This window comes from Candidatus Liberimonas magnetica (genome assembly GCA_020523885.1).
GTDB lineage: Bacteria > Elusimicrobiota > Endomicrobiia > Endomicrobiales > JAFGIL01 > Liberimonas > Liberimonas magnetica.
The window spans coordinates 72228-89145 of record JAJAPY010000003.1; the positions used below are offsets into that span (position 1 = coordinate 72228).

Annotated in this window: 19 protein-coding genes and 1 tRNA gene; 19 read left to right on the top strand and 1 reads right to left on the bottom strand. The window is 38.8% G+C overall.

Annotated features, from left to right (window positions below):
• The first annotated feature begins 75 nt into the window (after positions 1 to 75).
• Genes LHV68_03475 through LHV68_03490 form a run of 4 tightly spaced genes read left to right on the top strand, consistent with a single transcriptional unit; the run spans position 76 to position 4594 of the window.
• Positions 76 to 1296: an insulinase family protein gene (locus tag LHV68_03475; protein MCB4790928.1), complete on the top strand. Its 1221-nt coding sequence runs from the start codon at positions 76 to 78 to the stop codon at positions 1294 to 1296.
• Complete coding sequence (locus tag LHV68_03480; protein MCB4790929.1) at positions 1293 to 2582, top strand: insulinase family protein; 1290 nt, start codon at positions 1293 to 1295, stop codon at positions 2580 to 2582. The genes LHV68_03475 and LHV68_03480 overlap by 4 nt, the downstream gene beginning before the upstream one ends.
• A 4-nt stretch (positions 2583 to 2586) precedes the next feature.
• Entirely contained in the window at positions 2587 to 4203 is a 1617-nt protein-coding gene (locus tag LHV68_03485; protein ID MCB4790930.1) for a peptide-binding protein, read from the top strand.
• Positions 4204 to 4222: 19 nt separating this feature from the next.
• Positions 4223 to 4594: a response regulator gene (locus tag LHV68_03490; protein ID MCB4790931.1), complete on the top strand. Its 372-nt coding sequence runs from the start codon at positions 4223 to 4225 to the stop codon at positions 4592 to 4594.
• 12 nt (positions 4595 to 4606) lie between these two features.
• On the opposite strand, the gene LHV68_03495 is transcribed toward LHV68_03490, so the two are convergent.
• Positions 4607 to 5893 (bottom strand): transposase, encoded by a 1287-nt coding sequence (locus LHV68_03495; protein MCB4790932.1) that lies wholly within the window; start codon positions 5891 to 5893, stop codon positions 4607 to 4609.
• Positions 5894 to 6226: 333 nt separating this feature from the next.
• On the opposite strand from LHV68_03495, the gene LHV68_03500 reads away from it, so the two are divergent.
• The 15 genes from LHV68_03500 to LHV68_03570 all read left to right on the top strand — a co-directional run bounded on the left by LHV68_03500 (position 6227) and on the right by LHV68_03570 (position 16907).
• Positions 6227 to 6733: a HEAT repeat domain-containing protein gene (locus LHV68_03500; protein ID MCB4790933.1), complete on the top strand. Its 507-nt coding sequence runs from the start codon at positions 6227 to 6229 to the stop codon at positions 6731 to 6733.
• A gap of 45 nt (positions 6734 to 6778) precedes the next feature.
• A complete protein-coding gene (locus tag LHV68_03505; GenBank protein MCB4790934.1) occupies positions 6779 to 7750 on the top strand; it encodes an ABC transporter permease in 972 nt (323 codons plus the stop codon).
• A 78-nt stretch (positions 7751 to 7828) separates the two neighbouring features.
• Entirely contained in the window at positions 7829 to 8662 is an 834-nt protein-coding gene (locus LHV68_03510; GenBank protein ID MCB4790935.1) for an ABC transporter permease, read from the top strand.
• Positions 8663 to 8702: 40 nt separating this feature from the next.
• Entirely contained in the window at positions 8703 to 9665 is a 963-nt protein-coding gene (locus LHV68_03515; protein ID MCB4790936.1) for an ABC transporter ATP-binding protein, read from the top strand.
• A gap of 61 nt (positions 9666 to 9726) precedes the next feature.
• Complete coding sequence (locus LHV68_03520) at positions 9727 to 10485, top strand: ATP-binding cassette domain-containing protein (GenBank protein MCB4790937.1); 759 nt, start codon at positions 9727 to 9729, stop codon at positions 10483 to 10485.
• 19 nt (positions 10486 to 10504) lie between these two features.
• Positions 10505 to 11941, top strand: coding sequence for an HD domain-containing protein (locus LHV68_03525; protein ID MCB4790938.1), 1437 nt, complete (start codon positions 10505 to 10507; stop codon positions 11939 to 11941).
• 48 nt (positions 11942 to 11989) lie between these two features.
• Positions 11990 to 12060 (top strand) — tRNA-Gly (locus LHV68_03530).
• A gap of 157 nt (positions 12061 to 12217) precedes the next feature.
• Complete coding sequence (locus tag LHV68_03535; GenBank protein ID MCB4790939.1) at positions 12218 to 12454, top strand: antitoxin, RHH family protein; 237 nt, start codon at positions 12218 to 12220, stop codon at positions 12452 to 12454.
• Between the two features lie 7 nt (positions 12455 to 12461).
• The gene (locus tag LHV68_03540) at positions 12462 to 12749 is read left to right on the top strand and encodes a type II toxin-antitoxin system RelE/ParE family toxin (protein ID MCB4790940.1); all 288 of its coding nucleotides are present in this window, start codon (positions 12462 to 12464) and stop codon (positions 12747 to 12749) included.
• 49 nt (positions 12750 to 12798) lie between these two features.
• Positions 12799 to 13947 carry a hypothetical protein gene (locus LHV68_03545; protein MCB4790941.1) on the top strand — a complete coding sequence of 383 codons (1149 nt, stop codon included), beginning with the start codon at positions 12799 to 12801 and terminating at the stop codon, positions 13945 to 13947.
• Positions 13948 to 13981: 34 nt separating this feature from the next.
• Complete coding sequence (locus LHV68_03550; protein ID MCB4790942.1) at positions 13982 to 14809, top strand: hypothetical protein; 828 nt, start codon at positions 13982 to 13984, stop codon at positions 14807 to 14809.
• A complete protein-coding gene (locus LHV68_03555) occupies positions 14799 to 15065 on the top strand; it encodes a PqqD family protein (GenBank protein ID MCB4790943.1) in 267 nt (88 codons plus the stop codon). Before LHV68_03550 ends, LHV68_03555 begins: the two co-directional genes overlap by 11 nt.
• Positions 15062 to 16201, top strand: a complete 1140-nt coding sequence (locus LHV68_03560) for a radical SAM protein (GenBank protein MCB4790944.1) — start codon at positions 15062 to 15064, stop codon at positions 16199 to 16201. Before LHV68_03555 ends, LHV68_03560 begins: the two co-directional genes overlap by 4 nt.
• Positions 16202 to 16396: 195 nt before the next feature.
• Positions 16397 to 16549, top strand: a complete 153-nt coding sequence (locus LHV68_03565) for a hypothetical protein (protein MCB4790945.1) — start codon at positions 16397 to 16399, stop codon at positions 16547 to 16549.
• A gap of 7 nt (positions 16550 to 16556) precedes the next feature.
• Positions 16557 to 16907: a hypothetical protein gene (locus tag LHV68_03570; GenBank protein ID MCB4790946.1), complete on the top strand. Its 351-nt coding sequence runs from the start codon at positions 16557 to 16559 to the stop codon at positions 16905 to 16907.
• The last annotated feature ends 11 nt before the right edge of the window (positions 16908 to 16918 follow it).

Here is a 16918-nt window from a genome sequence, read left to right on the forward strand (position 1 = left end):
ACCATTGTTTCAATTTTAATAACACTTGCATTTTGTTTGAATGGCAACTCTTCTGTATTAAAAGGAGTAAAAAAAGTGAAATTAGATAACGGTTTGACAGTTATTATAAAAAAGGACAATTCTCTTCCGATCGTATCCGTGCAGGTTTGGGTCAGGGTAGGTTCTGTAAACGAAAGCGATAAAACAAGCGGTTTATCTCATTTCCTTGAACACCTTTTATTTAAAGGTACAAAAGATTATCCCGGAACTGAAATAAGCCGTATCGTTGAAACCCAGGGTGGGGTAATTAATGCCGCAACTTCAAAGGAGCTCACCTACTTTTACATCGATTCACAGAAAGACGGGCTTGCGGACGCTGTTAAAATCCTTGCTGATGCAATGGCTAACGCCACTTTCCCGCCGGATGAAATAGACAATGAAAGGCCTGTAGTGATAGAAGAAATTATGAGGCATTATGACGATACATACTCTCTTTTGTACGACGCTTTCAGTAAAGTGCTTTATTTGAAAACTCCTTATAGAAGAAGCGTTATAGGAAGCGAAGATGTAATCAAGAATGTTACGCGGCAGGAGATAAGTGATTATTATAAGGCGCATTATACCCCAAAGAATATGTTCCTTGCAGTATCAGGAGACCTGGATACTGAAAAAACAATCGGCTTGATAAAAGCCACGTTCGGAAAACAAAAGCTTCAGGAGCCTCCCTCGCAGCCTGCATTGAACGAACCTTTGCACACTAAAGAGGCTTCAAGAGAAAAAAGAAATGTCAAAATGTCCTACCTTTTTTGCGGATTCTTAGGCCCGGATATCACCTCCGGCGACCAGTTTGCAGCAGATATTACCGGCTTGATACTCGGCGGCACACAATCTTCAAGATTGTATAGAGGTTTAAGGGAGAATAAACAGCTTGTATATTCAATAAACTCTTCTTATTCATCTCAAAGGGGCACAGGAGCGATATATGTTTCAGCCATGTTTGCCAAAGAGAACGAACAAAAAGTAATCGATGAAATAAACAAGGAGATAAATGCTCTAATGGAAAGCGGGCCGAGCGATGAAGAAGTCAAAAGGGCAAAAGAGATCACTAAATCCCAATGGTATTTTGACAACGAAACTTTCCACGATAAAGCTGCGCTCTATGCTTACTGGGAACTTCAGGGCATACCCGATATGCCTAAGAAATATATCAAAAATATCGATAAAGTAAAAAAAGAAGACGTGGCCATTTTTTTAAAAAAATATTACAAGCCCCAGGGAATGAGCTATTCAATAATACTCCCAGAAGAAGAAAAATGAAAAAATATTTTTTGTTCTTAATATCCATGCAAATATTTTGCACTCAACTTTATGCGGGAGGGAATGTGAACCAGTTCACTTTAGATAACGGCATTCAGGTACTTCACAAGAAAATAGACTCTAATCCTATCATTACTCTTCAGGTATTCTTGCGCGGCGGAATTATTAATGATAAAAAGGAACTGGCAGGGCTAGCCAACCTAACACAGGTTTTAATGACGAAAGCAACAAAAACCCGGAATAGCGAACGGTTATCGAACGATATCGAAGATATCGGCGCAAATTTATCTTTGGATGTTGATTATGACTCATGCCGTATTACCATAACTGTCACAGACCCGCATATAGAGAAGGCTGCTGAGATCCTGTCCGATATCATACGTAACCCTGCTTTTGACGACAAAGAAATCGAAAAAGAAAGGACTAACATATTAGCAGGCATCGACAGGCGGGAAGACAGTATATTTAATGTAGCAAATGACCTCCTTAATAAAACGTTTTACGCAGGCCACCCTTACTCTTGGACAAACTACGGGACAAAAGAAACGGTTTCAAAAATAAAAAAGGATGATATATTAGCCTTTCATAAAATCCTGTATACCTCAGGCAACATCTTCATAGTTATAGCAGGCGACATAGAATTAGGTGATGCAGAAAATATCATCAAAAAATATTTTACCTCGATACCTTCAAGCCAGGAAAAACTTGAAAAACCTGTCCCTGAAATGCCGGCCCCCAAAAAAGTATTAAAAGAACTTAACAAATTCAAGCAGGCTTATTTAATGATAGCTTATCCGGCTCCATCAATTCAAGACCCGGATTATTCTGTTTTAAAGGTCATAAATACCGTCCTCGGCGGAAGGATGACTTCAAGGCTGTTCGTTGAGCTCAGGGAAAAACTAAGCTTGGCCTATGAGGTAAGCTCATTCTATCCTTCACGAAAAGAGCTTAGCAAATTCGTCATTTACATAGGGTTGAACAAAAAGAACCTCGGCCTCACTAAAAAGCGAATTGCAGAATTGATAGATGACTTAAAAAATAAAGAAATTGACAACAAGGAGCTGTCTGAAACAAAAAATTACATAAAAGGCGTTTTTTTACTTGAACACCAGACTGTGGTTAAACAGGCCTGGTACCTTGGCTGGTGGGAGATAATGGGAAAAGGTCATAATTATGACCAGGCTTACCTTGATGACCTTATGAAAGTAAGCCCTGAGGAAATTAAAAAAGCGGCCAATAAATATTTTAAAGACAATTATGTACAGGTTGAAATCGTACCGGAATGATACAATGAAACATTTAACTGCCCTGATACTTTTATTTTGCCTGTTATCAGGCTTTATTGCATGCAAAAAAAATAGTATTCAGTACGGAAAAACAAATACCTCAACTCCAGAGTACGGAGATTTCTACATTACATCGTCCATAGGTGATGCTTCCTACTTAAACCCTGTGCTTGCTACGGATTCAGCGTCAGGCAATATAAACGGCCTTATTTACAACGGCCTTGTAAAATATGACAAGAATATTACCCTTGTGGGAGACCTGGCTGAAAAGTGGTCTGTTTCAAAAAACGGGCTTGTCCTTACTTTCTATCTTCGTAAAAACGTATTGTGGCATGACGGCAGGCCTTTCACTGCTGAAGACGTCAAGTTCACTTATGAGAGGCTTATTGACCCTGCGGTAAAAACACCTTACAGCTCTGATTATTTAATCATAAAGGAATTTAAGATAATCAACCCTTACAGTATTGTAATAACTTATAAAAAACCATTTGCTCCTGCCCTGGAATCCTGGGGAATGGGAATAATCCCTAAGCATATTTTTAAGGAAGGGGATTTCAACTCTCATCCCGCTAACAGAAATCCTGTCGGAACTGGGCCTTACCGGTTCAAAGAATGGAAAACCGATGAAAAGATAGTTTTAGAGCCAAATGCAAATTACTTTGAAGGAAAACCTTTTTTAAACCGTTATATTTCAAAGGTCATCCCGGATCAAGCTGTCGAGTTCTTAGAGTTGAGAAATCAGAATATAGACGAAATGTCGTTAACCCCGGACCAATGGAAGGCTTATCCTGAATTTTTTGAAAACTATACTAAATTCCGTTATCCTTCGTTTGCTTACACCTATCTGGCATTTAATTTAGCCAACCCGGCGTTTCAAGACAAGAAATTCAGGCAGGCTATAGCCCACGCTATAAACAAAGACGACATAATAAATGGCGTGCTTCTTGGCATGGGAAAAGCAGCTACAGGGCCTTTTATTCCTGAATCGTGGGCCTACAACAAAAGAGTCAGAGATTACAGTTTCGACGTAAAAGAATCCAAACGCCTGCTTAATGAACTCGGATGGAAAGTAACAAACAAAAACAGCTATCTTGAAAAAGACGGGAAAATACTGGAGTTTACCATACTTACAAACCAGGGAAATAAGTTAAGAAGCCTCACTGCCGAAATAATCCAAGCACAGTTAAAAAAGATTGGAATAAAGGTAAATATCAGGATAATTGAGTGGAGTTCCCTGCTGCACGAATTTATAGATAAACGCAATTTTGAAGCCGTGATACTCGGCTGGTCGCTCGGCAGAGACCCGGACCAGTTCAGTATATGGCATTCTTCACAGAAAAATGACGGCCAATATAACTTTGTATCTTATGCAAACCCGCAGGTAGACAGGCTCCTAGAGCTTGGCAGGACGGTTTTTGATATTGGGAAAAGAAAAGAAATATACAACAAGCTCCATGAGATATTAGCCGGCGACCTGCCTTATATTTTTTTGTATTATCCCGAATCCCTTGTCGTTGTTCACAAAAGGTTCCGAGGGCCAGAAGTGAGCCCTATCGGCCTTGGCTGGAATTTTTACAAATGGTGGGCTCCAAAAAACGAACAGAAATATATGCTAAACTAATGAAATGTACGGAGGACTTATGCCCCGCAAAATCCTGATTGCAGATGATGAACCCGATATCCTTTCCATCCTGGGAGACCTTCTTACTAAAGCAGGGTTTAATGTAACCCTGGCCAAGGACGGCCTGGAAACACTGGAAAAGGTGAACAAAGACAAACCTGACCTGATAGTACTTGACATTATGATGCCCAGGTTAGACGGTCACTCGGTAAATATAAAACTCAAGGAAAATAAAGAAACTGCAAATATCCCTGTAATCATAATGACGGCATACGGCCATTTTAAGAAGCTTCTTGAGGTAAGGAATGAGCTTACAGTCTCTGCGTACCTTGAGAAACCATTTCCAGTTTCAATGCTTTTAGAAAAGATAAAAGAAATACTTTCTGTGTAGGGCGTCAGAAAATTAAAGGTCTTTGATAAATGACTTAAAATAACGGATTTTATCCTTGTTTCCTGTCTTAATGGCAGTCAAAGCTACCAAGAGGACTGAAATATGAGCGATAGTAATGTAGTTGGAAATAGCTTTCATACCTTTAACAGGGATATTACGAAGAGCCAGATTGATTAAGCGAGAGAAAACACGTTCAGCAGAAGTTCGTAGATTATATATTTTCTTGAATTTAGCAGAACCATAATCAATGTTATTTCTAATATCAGGATCAATTCTTAAATAAGCGGTGCAACCTTGAGGTTTAGCGAATTTAGGATGATTAACAGGGCAGGAAGGATACTGTTTAGCAACGGTCTGTGAATATTTAATAGGGCAAACGAATTTACGTCTGATACGGCCTATATCATCTTTGAATTTGCCCCAGTTCATCATAGGCAAGCCAGCAATACATAGGCGTTGACCTTGACGAGATAATGGGAAATCTGAAACTTTATGTCTAGGATTTCTTGCGATATAAGGTTTGGCTTTAAGCTTTTTAAAGATGAATTTAAGAATACGTTGAGAATCGAAAGCAGCATCAGCGGTTACCCCTTGAGTTTTTAGCTTAAATTCTTTAAGTTCCTTGAGCAGAGGAATACAGACTTTAGAATCGTGAACATTAGCAGGTAAAGTTCTTTCAATGATAGGCAATTCGGTTATAGCGTCAGATAGGACATGGGTTCTGTATCCCCAGAAGAATTGGACTTGTCTTTTGAATAAGTCATTGGGGTTATAAGTAATTATAACGCCCAAACGTGCATCAGGGTCGCCTTTAGGGAATTTGAGTTTGTTAAAGCGGTCTTTAGAAGAAGTTTTAAGGTTATTTTGTTTGACATTGGCTTTTATGGGAGCAGAGTCAATAGCTATGAAAGTAGCTTTAAGTTCTTTGAGTTTAATAAGTTCAATAACAATAGCTTTTTTGATGGTTGCAAAGTAGTCATGTGGAGTATCTCTAAGGAAAGCAGAGAAAGTTTCTTTGGTAGGTGTAGATTCACCTAATTCAAAGCCGCATCTTAATGCCAGTGAGGGATTAGTTGCTAAATCGTGAACAAGGTCAGATAAAGCAGGCAATCCTCGCAAGTTTTTATAAATAAGAGCATTAAGAATGTGTAACCTGGCAATTAGAGGCCGGCCGACTTTATTTTGAATAGTTTCTTTAGGGACAAAAGGAACAAGTGTGCTGAATAAAGTTTCGAAGTTTTTGAGCGGTTTAATATCAAAGAGATGCTCAGCAGTAAAGAGATATTGTTGTTTAGCCATAAATGCCTCCAGCCAATTTTCTGACAGATATGATTTTTAATGTATTAGCTGGATATTATATGAAAAATTGTCAGATGGGTGGAGGTGAAAGAAAGTTGACGGAAGGTTCTGTAAAAACATGTGGTTGTCAGAAAACTAATTGAAATATAAAAAGTAAGATTTATCACCTCCACCAGGCTTTTGAAAGTGATATTTTTGTCAAAATTGACGATTTTTAACAGATTGTTATCGTCGTTAAAATCAAGTGGAGGTGATAAAAAAGAAGTGATGTTTAAATTATCGTCGGAGATGTAATATTCTGACAGGCAACTTTCTGTGTAGCCCGGAGGTTATATGACTGTAATGATAGTTATATCAACAATACTTTTTGTTCTATTTTTATTAACGCTGACAATTTTATTAAAGACATGGAATAGGTTAAACAACCTCAGAAACAAAATAAAACAGATTGATGAAGACAGGAACATGCTGCTGACAAAACTACTGCAGGAACAGGAAGAATCCAACAAGGAAAAAATAGCTTTGATAGCTAAAAATATTTATGAAAATAACCCAGGGGAAGCATTAAACTATCTGGAAACTATGGTCTTCAATTCAAACCAGACAATCAGGAAAAATGTTATCTACGCGCTTGTGCAGATACTTTCAAAAGAGACAGTGGATATGCTACTAAAGCTTTTTAATGACCCTGACCCGCTGGTAAAAGCAGAAGTTTTAAAACATTTAAAAGACCTGGATTCAAAGATAGACAGTAAAGTTATCCCTGTGGACCAAAGCCTGGGCTATAAGATAAAATACATTCTAGCTCAGGAAAAACTAAAAAAAGAGTGGATATTTTAGAGACTGTATAAAAAACCAACAATCTTTGCTCAAGGAACATTTTTAATGCTTATATACATTATTCGCCGGACATTATACATCTTTCCTCTTTTACTTGGGATAACACTTGTATCGTTCTTAATAATGCACCTGGCCCCCGGAAAACCGATAGATCAGATGACGGATCTTAATGTAAAAGTCTCGGCTCAATCAAAGCAAAAATTAGTTCAATTGTATGGGCTCGATAAACCCTGGTACATACAATATTTTAACTGGCTGAAGCGCTTTATCGCTCTTGATTTCGGAAATTCCTTTAAAGACGGCCGTTCGGCAATACTAAAAATAGCCGAACGCCTCCCTGCATCTCTTCTTCTAAATCTGCTTTCGCTTAGCCTGATATTCATAGTTGCGCTGCCTGTAGGGATATATTCAGCGGTACACAGGAACAGCCTTTTTGACCGCGTAATGACTGTATTTGTTTTTGTCGGATTTTCTGTTCCGACCTTCTGGATAGCTCTTCTTTTAATGATATTCTTCGGTCTAAAACTCGGCTGGCTTCCTATATCCGGCCTTCATTCCCTGAACTATGGCGATCTTTCGTTAATAAATAAATTACTCGATATCGCAAGCCACCTGGCTCTTCCGGTATTTGTGACGGCTTTTACAAGCCTGGCAGGCCTGTCGATGTATGCACGTTCGAGCATGCTGGATGTCATAAAACAGGATTATATTAAGATGGCTTACGCAAAAGGGCTGTCAAAGAAAAGGATAATTTTCAGCCATGCCGCAAGGAATGCATTGTTGCCTGTAATAACTATTCTCGGTCTATCCCTTCCAGGCCTTATCGGAGGTGGATTTATATTTGAAACCATATTCGCTTATCCCGGCATGGGACGTCTTGGCTATGAAGCTATAATGGCAAGGGATTATCCGGTGGTTATGGCCGTAGGCACGATAGCGGCCTTGCTTACCATGGTAGGAAATTTCTTAGCGGATATTTCTTATGCCTGGGTTGACCCAAGAATACGATACAAATAGCGGATAGTAAACGTCAACGTCTATGCAGGTTTTATTTTTTCTATACGCTCTACGCTAAACGCTATCCGCTAAAAAAATATGTTAAAAATATATCTAGAAAGATTTAAAAATAATAAGCTTGCAATAATCGGATTATCTCTTATAATCTTCCTTGGAATATTAGCGATACTATCACCGCTCATAGCTCCTTTTGACCCTGTGGAACAAAACCTTACCAGCAGGCTTTTGCCTCCGTCGTCAAACTTTATCCTTGGCACTGATGACCTTGGAAGAGACCTTTTATCCCGGATGATTTTCGGGATCCGCATATCTCTTAGCGTAGGCTTTGTTGCAGTTTCCATTTCCGTAGTCATAGGAACGGTACTCGGGCTCATAAGTGGTTATTTCGGAGGGTGGGTAGATTCGGTTATAATGCGTTTTGTCGATATAATACTCTGTTTCCCTACTTTTTTTCTTATCCTGCTCGTGATCGCTTTTTTGGAACCGAACATCTATAATATAATGATGGTCATTGGTTTTACTTCCTGGCCGGGTTTGACACGCCTTGTAAGGGCCGAGGTGCTTTCACTAAGAGAAAGAGAGTTCATACAGGCCGCAAAACTTCTCGGTATAAGCAACCTGAGGATATTTTTTGTACACCTTCTGCCTAATGTGTTTTCACCGATCATAGTAACCACTACCCTCGGAGTCGGTTCTGCCATACTTACTGAATCCGGCCTTTCATTCTTAGGTTTGGGAGTGCAGCCTCCGATGCCTTCCTGGGGACAGATGCTCACGACCGGAAAAGACTATATACATTTTGCCTGGTGGCTTTCTCTTTTCCCCGGGCTTGCTATCCTTTTTACGGTCCTCAGTTTCAACCTGTTAGGCGAAGGATTAAGGGACATCCTTGACCCCAGGATAAACGATTAGCGTCACCATAGCCCACCGCGTAGGTGGTACAAGGTTTGAAATGAGCATATTAGAAATTAATAATTTATCCGTAGAATACATAAGGAACAAAAAAATAATACCTGCCTTACGTGGAGTTTCTTTCAAACTTGAGGAAGGAGAAACTCTTTCTGTGGTAGGAGAATCGGGGTGCGGAAAAAGCACCCTGGCCCTTGCAGTGCTCGGTCTGATCTTCAAAGATGAAGGAAGCATAGGGTCCGGAAAAATTATTTATTACGGCAATAACCTCCTTGATTTAAGCCAGAAAGAATGGCAAAACCTGAGGGGGGATGAAATATCGATAGTTTTACAAGACCCGTTTACATCGTTAAACCCTGTCCTAAAAATAAAGGAACAGCTGATTGAAACGATCGAGGCCCACAGGTCCGGCCTTTCCTTTGTGGATAAAACAGGCCTTGCCATAGATGCACTTAATGAAGTCATGCTTCTGGACCACCGGCGTATCTTAGATTCGTATCCGCATCAGTTATCCGGCGGGCAGAGGCAAAGGATAGCGCTTGCAATGGCTATAATCAATAAGCCCAGAATATTAATAGCAGATGAACCTACGACAGCGCTTGACGTAACTATACAGAAGGAAATCTTAGAGCTCTTAAATAAATTAAAAAACGAATTGTCGCTTACTCTTGTGCTTATAACTCACAATATCCCAATGGCTTCTAAGAACAGCGACAGGATGGCCGTCATGTATGCGGGCAGGATCGTCGAATTGGGGTTAAGCCGCGACATGCTGCAAACCCCCCTGCATCCTTATACGCAGGGGCTTATGAGATCCATCCCTAAACTGTTAGCTGCGTCCGGTATTAACTATGTTTTGCCAGGCCAGCCGCCGGAACTATCTTCTCTGCCGCAGGGCTGTAAATTCTGGCCTAGATGCCCAAAAGTAATGGACATTTGCAGAATAGAAGAACCCGAAGAATACACAGTAAATAACTCAAAAACAAGATGCTATTTATATAAATAGAATAATGTCCAACAACAAAATCCCAATTAACGGCAACTAATTATATTTATCATAGATTAAAATGACACTACTCAAAGCAGAAAATCTATTTAAGATCTTTTCAATAGAGGGCGGCATATTCAGGTCCAAGACCGGCTCTGTACGCGCTTTGGATAATATTTCATTAGAATTAAAAGAAGCCCAGGTCCTTGGCATAGTAGGCGAATCAGGCAGCGGAAAGACAACCCTTGGCAAAGCCCTGTGCGGGCTTTTACCGGTTGATGCCGGCAGTATTTTCATCGACGGTAAAGCTATAAACCTTTATTCCAGGCAGGAGCTGTCCACAAAAGTCCAGATGATATTTCAGGACCCGTTTGCTTCCTTAAACCCTAAGCTGAGCATAGGCACCATCCTTTTTGAAGCTGTAACAAAAGATAATTTGCGGCCGGACGGTAAAATAGTTTCGGAGACTTTAGAGCTTGTCGGGCTGCCCAAAGATATTTTGAAAAGTTATCCGCACCAGTTTTCCGGAGGGCAAAGGCAAAGGATAGCCATAGCACGGGTCCTGTTAAAAAAGCCAAAGATAATCATCGCTGATGAACCTTTGTCATCTCTTGATATCTCCATTCAGAACCAGCTATTGAATCTGTTCATGAAACTTAAAGGACAACATTCAACAGCATTTATATTCATAAGCCATGATATGGTAGTTACAAGCAACCTGGCAGACTACATATTAGTCATGAAAGACGGTATGATAGTAGAAGAAAATGATGCCCGCTCGATAATTTTATCTTCCAGGACTGATTATACAAAAAAACTGGTTTCTTCTATAATTTAGTCAAAAGGGAATAACTGTTATGGACAAAATCCTAAATGAAATAAGAAATTCTTCAGGAAAAGAAACTTCGTATATAATAGGCGGCTGGCTGAGGGACAAAATCCTTAAAAGAGAAAATAAAGACCTGGACATAATCGTTCGTATAAACCCCTTTTTAGTAGCAAGTAAACTTTCCAGAAAGCTTGCCGGCAGGCTCGTAGTGCTTGATGATAAAAATAAAGTGTACAGGATAGCGCTTAAAAATAACTCCTGTCTTGAGTTTATCGATGTAGCCGGGTTCAAAGGCAAAGATATTTTATCCGACCTTAAGAAACGGGACTTTACTATAAATTCATTTGCCCTTCCTATAGAAGAAAACCTGGATTTTAAAACCCTAATAGACCCGTTTAACGGAATAGGCGACTTTAAAAAAGGCCTTATCCGGATGACAAGCACAAATTCTTTTAAAGATGACCCGTTAAGGCTGCTGCGAGCATTCAGGTTTGCAGCCGAACTGCAATTTAAGATAGAGCCAAAAACCGGAACACTAATAAAAAAACAATCCTGCCTCATAAACAGAAGCGCCGGCGAACGAATAAGGGAAGAATTGCTGAAGATATTAAACAACGATAACTCTTTTTATTGGATAACAGAGCTGGACAAAGCAGGTCTTCTTGAGGTGATAATGCCGGAAATAATCAAAATGAAAAAATCTGCCAGGCAGTTCTATTACCACCCGCTCGGACTATGGCAGCACTCGCTTGAAACCCTTATGAGCCTGGAAGAGATAATAGTAGGCGTGCCCAGGCTGTTCGGCGAAAACGCTTCCTTTATACTCAAACATTTAGAAGAACCTTTATCCTCAGGCACTACGAGGAGAAGCCTTCTTAAGATGGTTTCTCTTCTGCATGACATTGCAAAACCTTTTTGTGCCCGGCGGATAGGAAAAAGAATGAGGTTCTTGGGCCACGAAGTAAAAGGTTCAAAGATGGTCAAAAATATCCTTGAACGCCTTCATTTCGGCAGGCAGGAAATAAAAATAGCCGATGTACTCGTGCAGCATCATATGAGGCCAATCAGCCTCGGGCAATCGCCTGTTTTGACAGACAGGGCCATATACAGGTTATTCCGGGATATAGGGGATAACCTTGTGGACCTGATGCTTCTTACCTTATCCGATTGTTATTCATACAGGCGCTTAAAGGTAAGAAAAGCTGTTGAATTAAAAAAACAAAAACTGGTTGTAAAAAAGCTGATAAGCAGGTACTTCCATGAAAAAAACAAAAAACCTGCGGCTAAACTTATAGATGGCAATGTCATCCTTTCTAAATTCAGGATTCAGCCCGGCCCAATAATCGGGAAACTGTTAAAGGAAACAGCCGAAGCACAGGCGCTTGGCAAGATAAATACTAAAGAAGAAGCCGTTTCCTATGCACGGAAGTTATTGACACGCCTAAAAAAAAGAAATAGAATATAAATGCAGTTTTAATGGTTACTGGTTACTGTTCACTGGTAACTGTATTACGCGGGTGTAGTTCAGTGGCAGAACACTAGCTTCCCAAGCTAGACATGTGGGTTCGATTCCCATCACCCGCTGTTTAATTCAGTTCAGAGTTATAAGTTGGGAGCAAAAACTCCAGCCAAAGATTAAAAATTCTTTACTACGATCTCCAAACTAATCACCAAAAACTATTAAAGCATTGACATAGTGTGTCATTTATGCTACACTAATATTGAAAGGAGGGCAACTTAAATGACCACAAAAAATCCAAGAATAAATCTGGTGATAGAAAAACCATTGTTCCATATCTTAAAAGACTTATCAGCAAAAAATGCCCTCTCTTTGTCTTCTCAGGTAAGAGATTTAATTATAAGAGCTCTGGAAGATATTGAAGATATAGGCCTTGCAAATGAAGCTTCTCAAAGAGAAAAAAACTTTAATCGCAAAACTGCCTTATCATTTGAAACCGTGATGGGAAAGTTAAAGTAAACCTTTTATGGCATATACCATTCTTTTTGATGAAAGAGTCTTGAGCCATGATTTGTGCAAGCTAAATAAAGATATCCAACAGAGAATAATGGCGGCTATTAAGAATAGACTAACCATTGCGCCGGAACAATATGGAGAACCTCTTCGTAAAACATTAAAACCTTACTGGAAGCTCTGCATAGGTGACTATAGGGTGGTATTTAAAATACTAAAGAACGAGATCCTTATTCTGGCAATTATGCATCGAAAAATGGTATATCTTGCAGCATTGAGCCGTATCAGCCACTTGGGGTAATTGCTGGGTATTTTTGCTACGAACTCCGAACTAATTACTAATAACTAAAATGAGATTATCAGATATAATTAAAAAATCAAATCAGCCAGATGGTTCAGATATCAAACCTGAAAAAAAAGAAGAAACTTTAAAAACTCCTGATTTGAAGCCTCCCGCGCCTGCAACTCCGATTCAGAATAAAACCCCTATAACTAAAATAACTAATATGCCTTCAGAGTCTCCAGTTGAACAGAGAAAATCAGATACTGCAAGCACACTTAGCCAGGCTGAAGACATCTATGCAAAAGCTATTACCGATATTAAAAACATATTTACTTCAAGAGATGAATCTTCAAAGCCAGGTTTTGATTCTATCCCTCAAATAATCGAATTGATAAAGTCTCAAAATGAGAACTTGCTCATACTGACCAGTAAATCCACTCCTGATATCTACCTTTACGGGCATTCGGTCAATATCTGTATACTTTCAGTACTTCTGGGGAACGCTCTTCTGCTCCCTCTGGATTTGTTGAAAGCAATAGGTTATTCTTCATTTATGTTTGACCATTCTTTGCTTATGAAGTTGAATATTCCAGTGAAAAACAATAAACTTGCACAAACAGAAATAAACATAATAAACCAGCATTTACCAAATGATAGGAATATACTAAATAAGATACCATCGTTAATTCAGGAAATTAAGCTAATAATTATGGATTTGGTTAAAAAGAGTGCTGTTGATGTTAAATTTTCCTTAGATACCTTATCACAAACAGGCACTATGAACTCGGCCACCCAAATCATTGCGATAGCCTATATATTCGAAGCTCTTACGCACCCTGTCAATCATCAGGAACGTATAATCCCTCATGAAGCGATAAAAATGATCATTAATAGTTCGGCTGATGTTTTTGAAATGAATATAATCAAACTTTTCGTAGACAGAATATCGATATACCCTCCGGGCAGTTATGTCCGGCTAAATACAAATGAAATAGCAAAAGTGGTGGGGATAAATAAAGGTCTTCCAACAAGGCCTAGAGTCTACGTGTTGCTTGACCCTTCTCTTTCAAAATTATCAAAACTTACTATAATAGACTTGTCGATCTCACCTATGGTCTTTATAAAAGAAGCTATAGACGAAACCAGCCTCGAATTAACCGATAAAAGACTTGCCCTAGAATTAAAGGCCATGCGCTGGTGGGTAAAAGGCATTTAAATAAATTATCAAACCTGATAATGACCAAAGCCCAATGAATAAATGTGCTATAAAAATAGGGAATATCGGAATAATATTTTATTGCCCTTCGGCCGGCTGGGTTTCTTTCATAAAAAGGAACTATGCATATTTTTTATCAAGGAATGATTCCCGCTATAAAGTATTGCTGAAAAATGATAGAGTAGGAATAAACATCAAAGGCCTTGAAGTCACGGAAAGAAATAAATCTTATGAAATAAGGCGCAATGATTTTTATTCATTCAGCGAACCTGGTTTTAAACGAACATTCTTAAACGCTCAAAGGAACAAGTACTCTTTCGATTCATGGCTCAGGATTTTCATTACTTTGCTGGCTATTGAAAATAAGGGGTTCCTCCTGCACAGTTCAGGCGTCTATTTAAATTCCACAGGAAGCTTTGCCGCCACGTACCTTTTCCCTGGAGTATCAGGAAAAGGAAAATCCTCGCTGATTAATATCCTTGGCAAAAAAATAGCTTTAAGCGACGAACTTGTATACCTTTTTAAAAGATCCGGGTATTTTCAGGCGGCAAGTACTCCATTCTGGGGAGAACTTGAAAAAGGCCCGGGTAATATTTACTCTGCAAGATTAAAGGGATTGTATTTCATTAACCATGGGCCGGACACAGCTTTAAATAAACTAACCCTTGGTAAAGGTATTAAGAAATTATTAAAAACCGTAATGTTCTTTTCTAAAAAACCTTCTCACATAAAAAAACTCCTTCTTTTACTCGAAGGTACAGCTAGGGAAATCCCGATGTTCAACCTGTATTTTTCTCTAAAATCCACAAAAAAAGACATTATAAATAAAATATTGCTCGGAGAAAAGAAACATGGTAATTAAAATATCGCCCCATATAGCTTACAGGACAATAGAAAATAAAGCCTACATAATAAATACGCAAACATCCACACTTCATGAACTTGACGAGATAGGGACATTTTTATGGGAATTACTCTGCAAAGCAGGTTCTGCGGAAATACTTTCCCGAAAGCTTTTCGATACTTATGATATTGTATCATACGAGCAAGCACAAAAGGACGTTGCTGATTTTATCGATGAACTTTCTTCAAAGGGACTAATCCTATCAAACAAATGAAGCCCCAAGTTAATCTTTTTAACATAACATACGAAAAAAAGATACCTTTATCATGCATTTTTGAACTGACCCGGAAGTGCAACCTTAACTGTGTGCATTGCTACCTTGATAAAAGTGCCGGCAAAGAACAGCTAAGTACAGCACGTGTTAAAAACATCCTGAGACAATTAAAAAAGGCAGGAACACTTTACCTTGTTTTCACCGGCGGGGAACCTTTTCTTCGAGGGGACCTTCTGGAACTGTGCAGATATGCCAGGGGACTTAAATTCGATTTGAGGATATTCACGAACGGTGTGCTCCTGACAGATAAAATCGCCGACGATCTCTCCTCTTTAAACTTAAGCGGTGTCGAACTGAGCCTTTACGGGAAGAGAAAGGTACACGATAATATCACAAAGGTAAAAGGTTCTTTTGATAAAACCCTTAATGCAATAAATATCTTAAAGAAACACCGTATCCCCGTAACAATAAAATGCCCTTTGATAAAAATTAATTTCTCCGAATATAGCTGGTTAATAACTTTTGCCAAAAAGCATAAAATAAACCTTAAAATAGACCCAACTATAGCCCCCAAAAATAACGGCGATAAAAGCATATTAAAGTACAGGCTTAGCATATCGCAGTTAAGGCAATTATATAAAGATGCATATTTCAATAAACTTGAAAAAACTGGAAATACCAATCCCGCGACATGGAATCCCCCGTCTTCAGACGAGGGAGGAATGCGTTCGCATTCGTCCCTGGAGGGCGACAGATTTAAGTCCCGCCATAGCGGGACGGCTTCAGCCGGAGGGGTCGCCACTGGCCTTAATAAAAATTCTCTTCTTTGTTCGGCAGGGCATAATCTTTGTGCGATAGACCATGCTGGAAACGTTTATCCCTGCTTGCAGTTTTTAGTAAAAACCGGTAATTTGATGACAAAGAGTTTTGATAAAATATGGGGAATTGAAAACAAAAAATTAACAAAGATACGAAACACAAAAATAACAGTGAAAAAATGCATGTCTTGCATCCTTCAAACACACTGCCAAAGATGCCCTGGTTTAGCCCTTCTGGAAGATGGCGATCTCTACGGCCCATCCAAAATAGCCTGTAAAATCGCAAAAATTACAAAAGTGACTAAAAACACACTCTGATTTATATCCATTAAAACCTCCTAAAACAGAAAACATACTTCAACCTTTCGACTTAAAATTGCTGCTTATTTCTATTATATTTATGTAAGGTATTTAGAATATATATGTAAGGTTTTTGGAAATAGATTTTATATTGAAAACCATTGAAATTTAAGTTATAATTAGATTGCTAATTATACAAATCAGGAGCGATTAATGAAACAACAAAAAAAATTTAAAAAGCCTTACAAAAAACCTAACATTGTTTCGGAAAAAATCATTGAAACAGCTGCCCTGGCATGCGGAAAATGTATAGCAGGAAACCCGACATATTCTTCTAACTGCAGGAACAACATCAGGACATCTTAAAACTGCTATGAATATCTCTGTTTTTAAAACCACAGGCGGCTCGATGCGGCCTCTTATAAAAAGTTCAGAGTTTGTCTTTGTAAAAGAAATCAAAGATGATAAACTCATACCCGGAGATATGCTTCTTTATGAAATAGATAATAAAAAATATATTCATAGGATATTAAGTATTAATAAAATACAGGATTTAACTTTCCAGATGATAGATGATGCCGGTATAACAGACATACATGCGATTTCGTTGAAAAATGTTAAAGGAAAAGTAGTATCGCCTTTTAACGGTATTTTAGGATTTGTTTGCCATAAAATTATTATCAACATATTCTCTTTAAAACGTAGACTGAAATCTTTGATATAAAGCCAGGTTTT

Excerpts from the sequence above, each read along its gene's own strand:
- LHV68_03510 (MCB4790935.1), top strand. The coding sequence starts at position 7,829 with ATGTTAAAAATATATCTAGAAAGATTTAAAAATAATAAGCTTGCAATA.
- LHV68_03520 (MCB4790937.1), top strand. The coding sequence starts at position 9,727 with ATGACACTACTCAAAGCAGAAAATCTATTTAAGATCTTTTCAATAGAG.
- LHV68_03500 (MCB4790933.1), top strand. The coding sequence starts at position 6,227 with ATGACTGTAATGATAGTTATATCAACAATACTTTTTGTTCTATTTTTA.
- LHV68_03490 (MCB4790931.1), top strand. The coding sequence starts at position 4,223 with ATGCCCCGCAAAATCCTGATTGCAGATGATGAACCCGATATCCTTTCC.
- LHV68_03540 (MCB4790940.1), top strand. The coding sequence starts at position 12,462 with ATGGCATATACCATTCTTTTTGATGAAAGAGTCTTGAGCCATGATTTG.
- LHV68_03570 (MCB4790946.1), top strand. The coding sequence starts at position 16,557 with ATGAATATCTCTGTTTTTAAAACCACAGGCGGCTCGATGCGGCCTCTT.
- LHV68_03550 (MCB4790942.1), top strand. The coding sequence starts at position 13,982 with ATGAATAAATGTGCTATAAAAATAGGGAATATCGGAATAATATTTTAT.
- LHV68_03505 (MCB4790934.1), top strand. The coding sequence starts at position 6,779 with ATGCTTATATACATTATTCGCCGGACATTATACATCTTTCCTCTTTTA.
- LHV68_03485 (MCB4790930.1), top strand. The coding sequence starts at position 2,587 with ATGAAACATTTAACTGCCCTGATACTTTTATTTTGCCTGTTATCAGGC.
- LHV68_03480 (MCB4790929.1), top strand. The coding sequence starts at position 1,293 with ATGAAAAAATATTTTTTGTTCTTAATATCCATGCAAATATTTTGCACT.
- LHV68_03495 (MCB4790932.1), bottom strand. The coding sequence starts at position 5,893 with ATGGCTAAACAACAATATCTCTTTACTGCTGAGCATCTCTTTGATATT.
- LHV68_03565 (MCB4790945.1), top strand. The coding sequence starts at position 16,397 with ATGAAACAACAAAAAAAATTTAAAAAGCCTTACAAAAAACCTAACATT.
- LHV68_03515 (MCB4790936.1), top strand. The coding sequence starts at position 8,703 with ATGAGCATATTAGAAATTAATAATTTATCCGTAGAATACATAAGGAAC.
- LHV68_03555 (MCB4790943.1), top strand. The coding sequence starts at position 14,799 with ATGGTAATTAAAATATCGCCCCATATAGCTTACAGGACAATAGAAAAT.
- LHV68_03560 (MCB4790944.1), top strand. The coding sequence starts at position 15,062 with ATGAAGCCCCAAGTTAATCTTTTTAACATAACATACGAAAAAAAGATA.
- LHV68_03535 (MCB4790939.1), top strand. The coding sequence starts at position 12,218 with ATGACCACAAAAAATCCAAGAATAAATCTGGTGATAGAAAAACCATTG.
- LHV68_03525 (MCB4790938.1), top strand. The coding sequence starts at position 10,505 with ATGGACAAAATCCTAAATGAAATAAGAAATTCTTCAGGAAAAGAAACT.
- LHV68_03545 (MCB4790941.1), top strand. The coding sequence starts at position 12,799 with ATGAGATTATCAGATATAATTAAAAAATCAAATCAGCCAGATGGTTCA.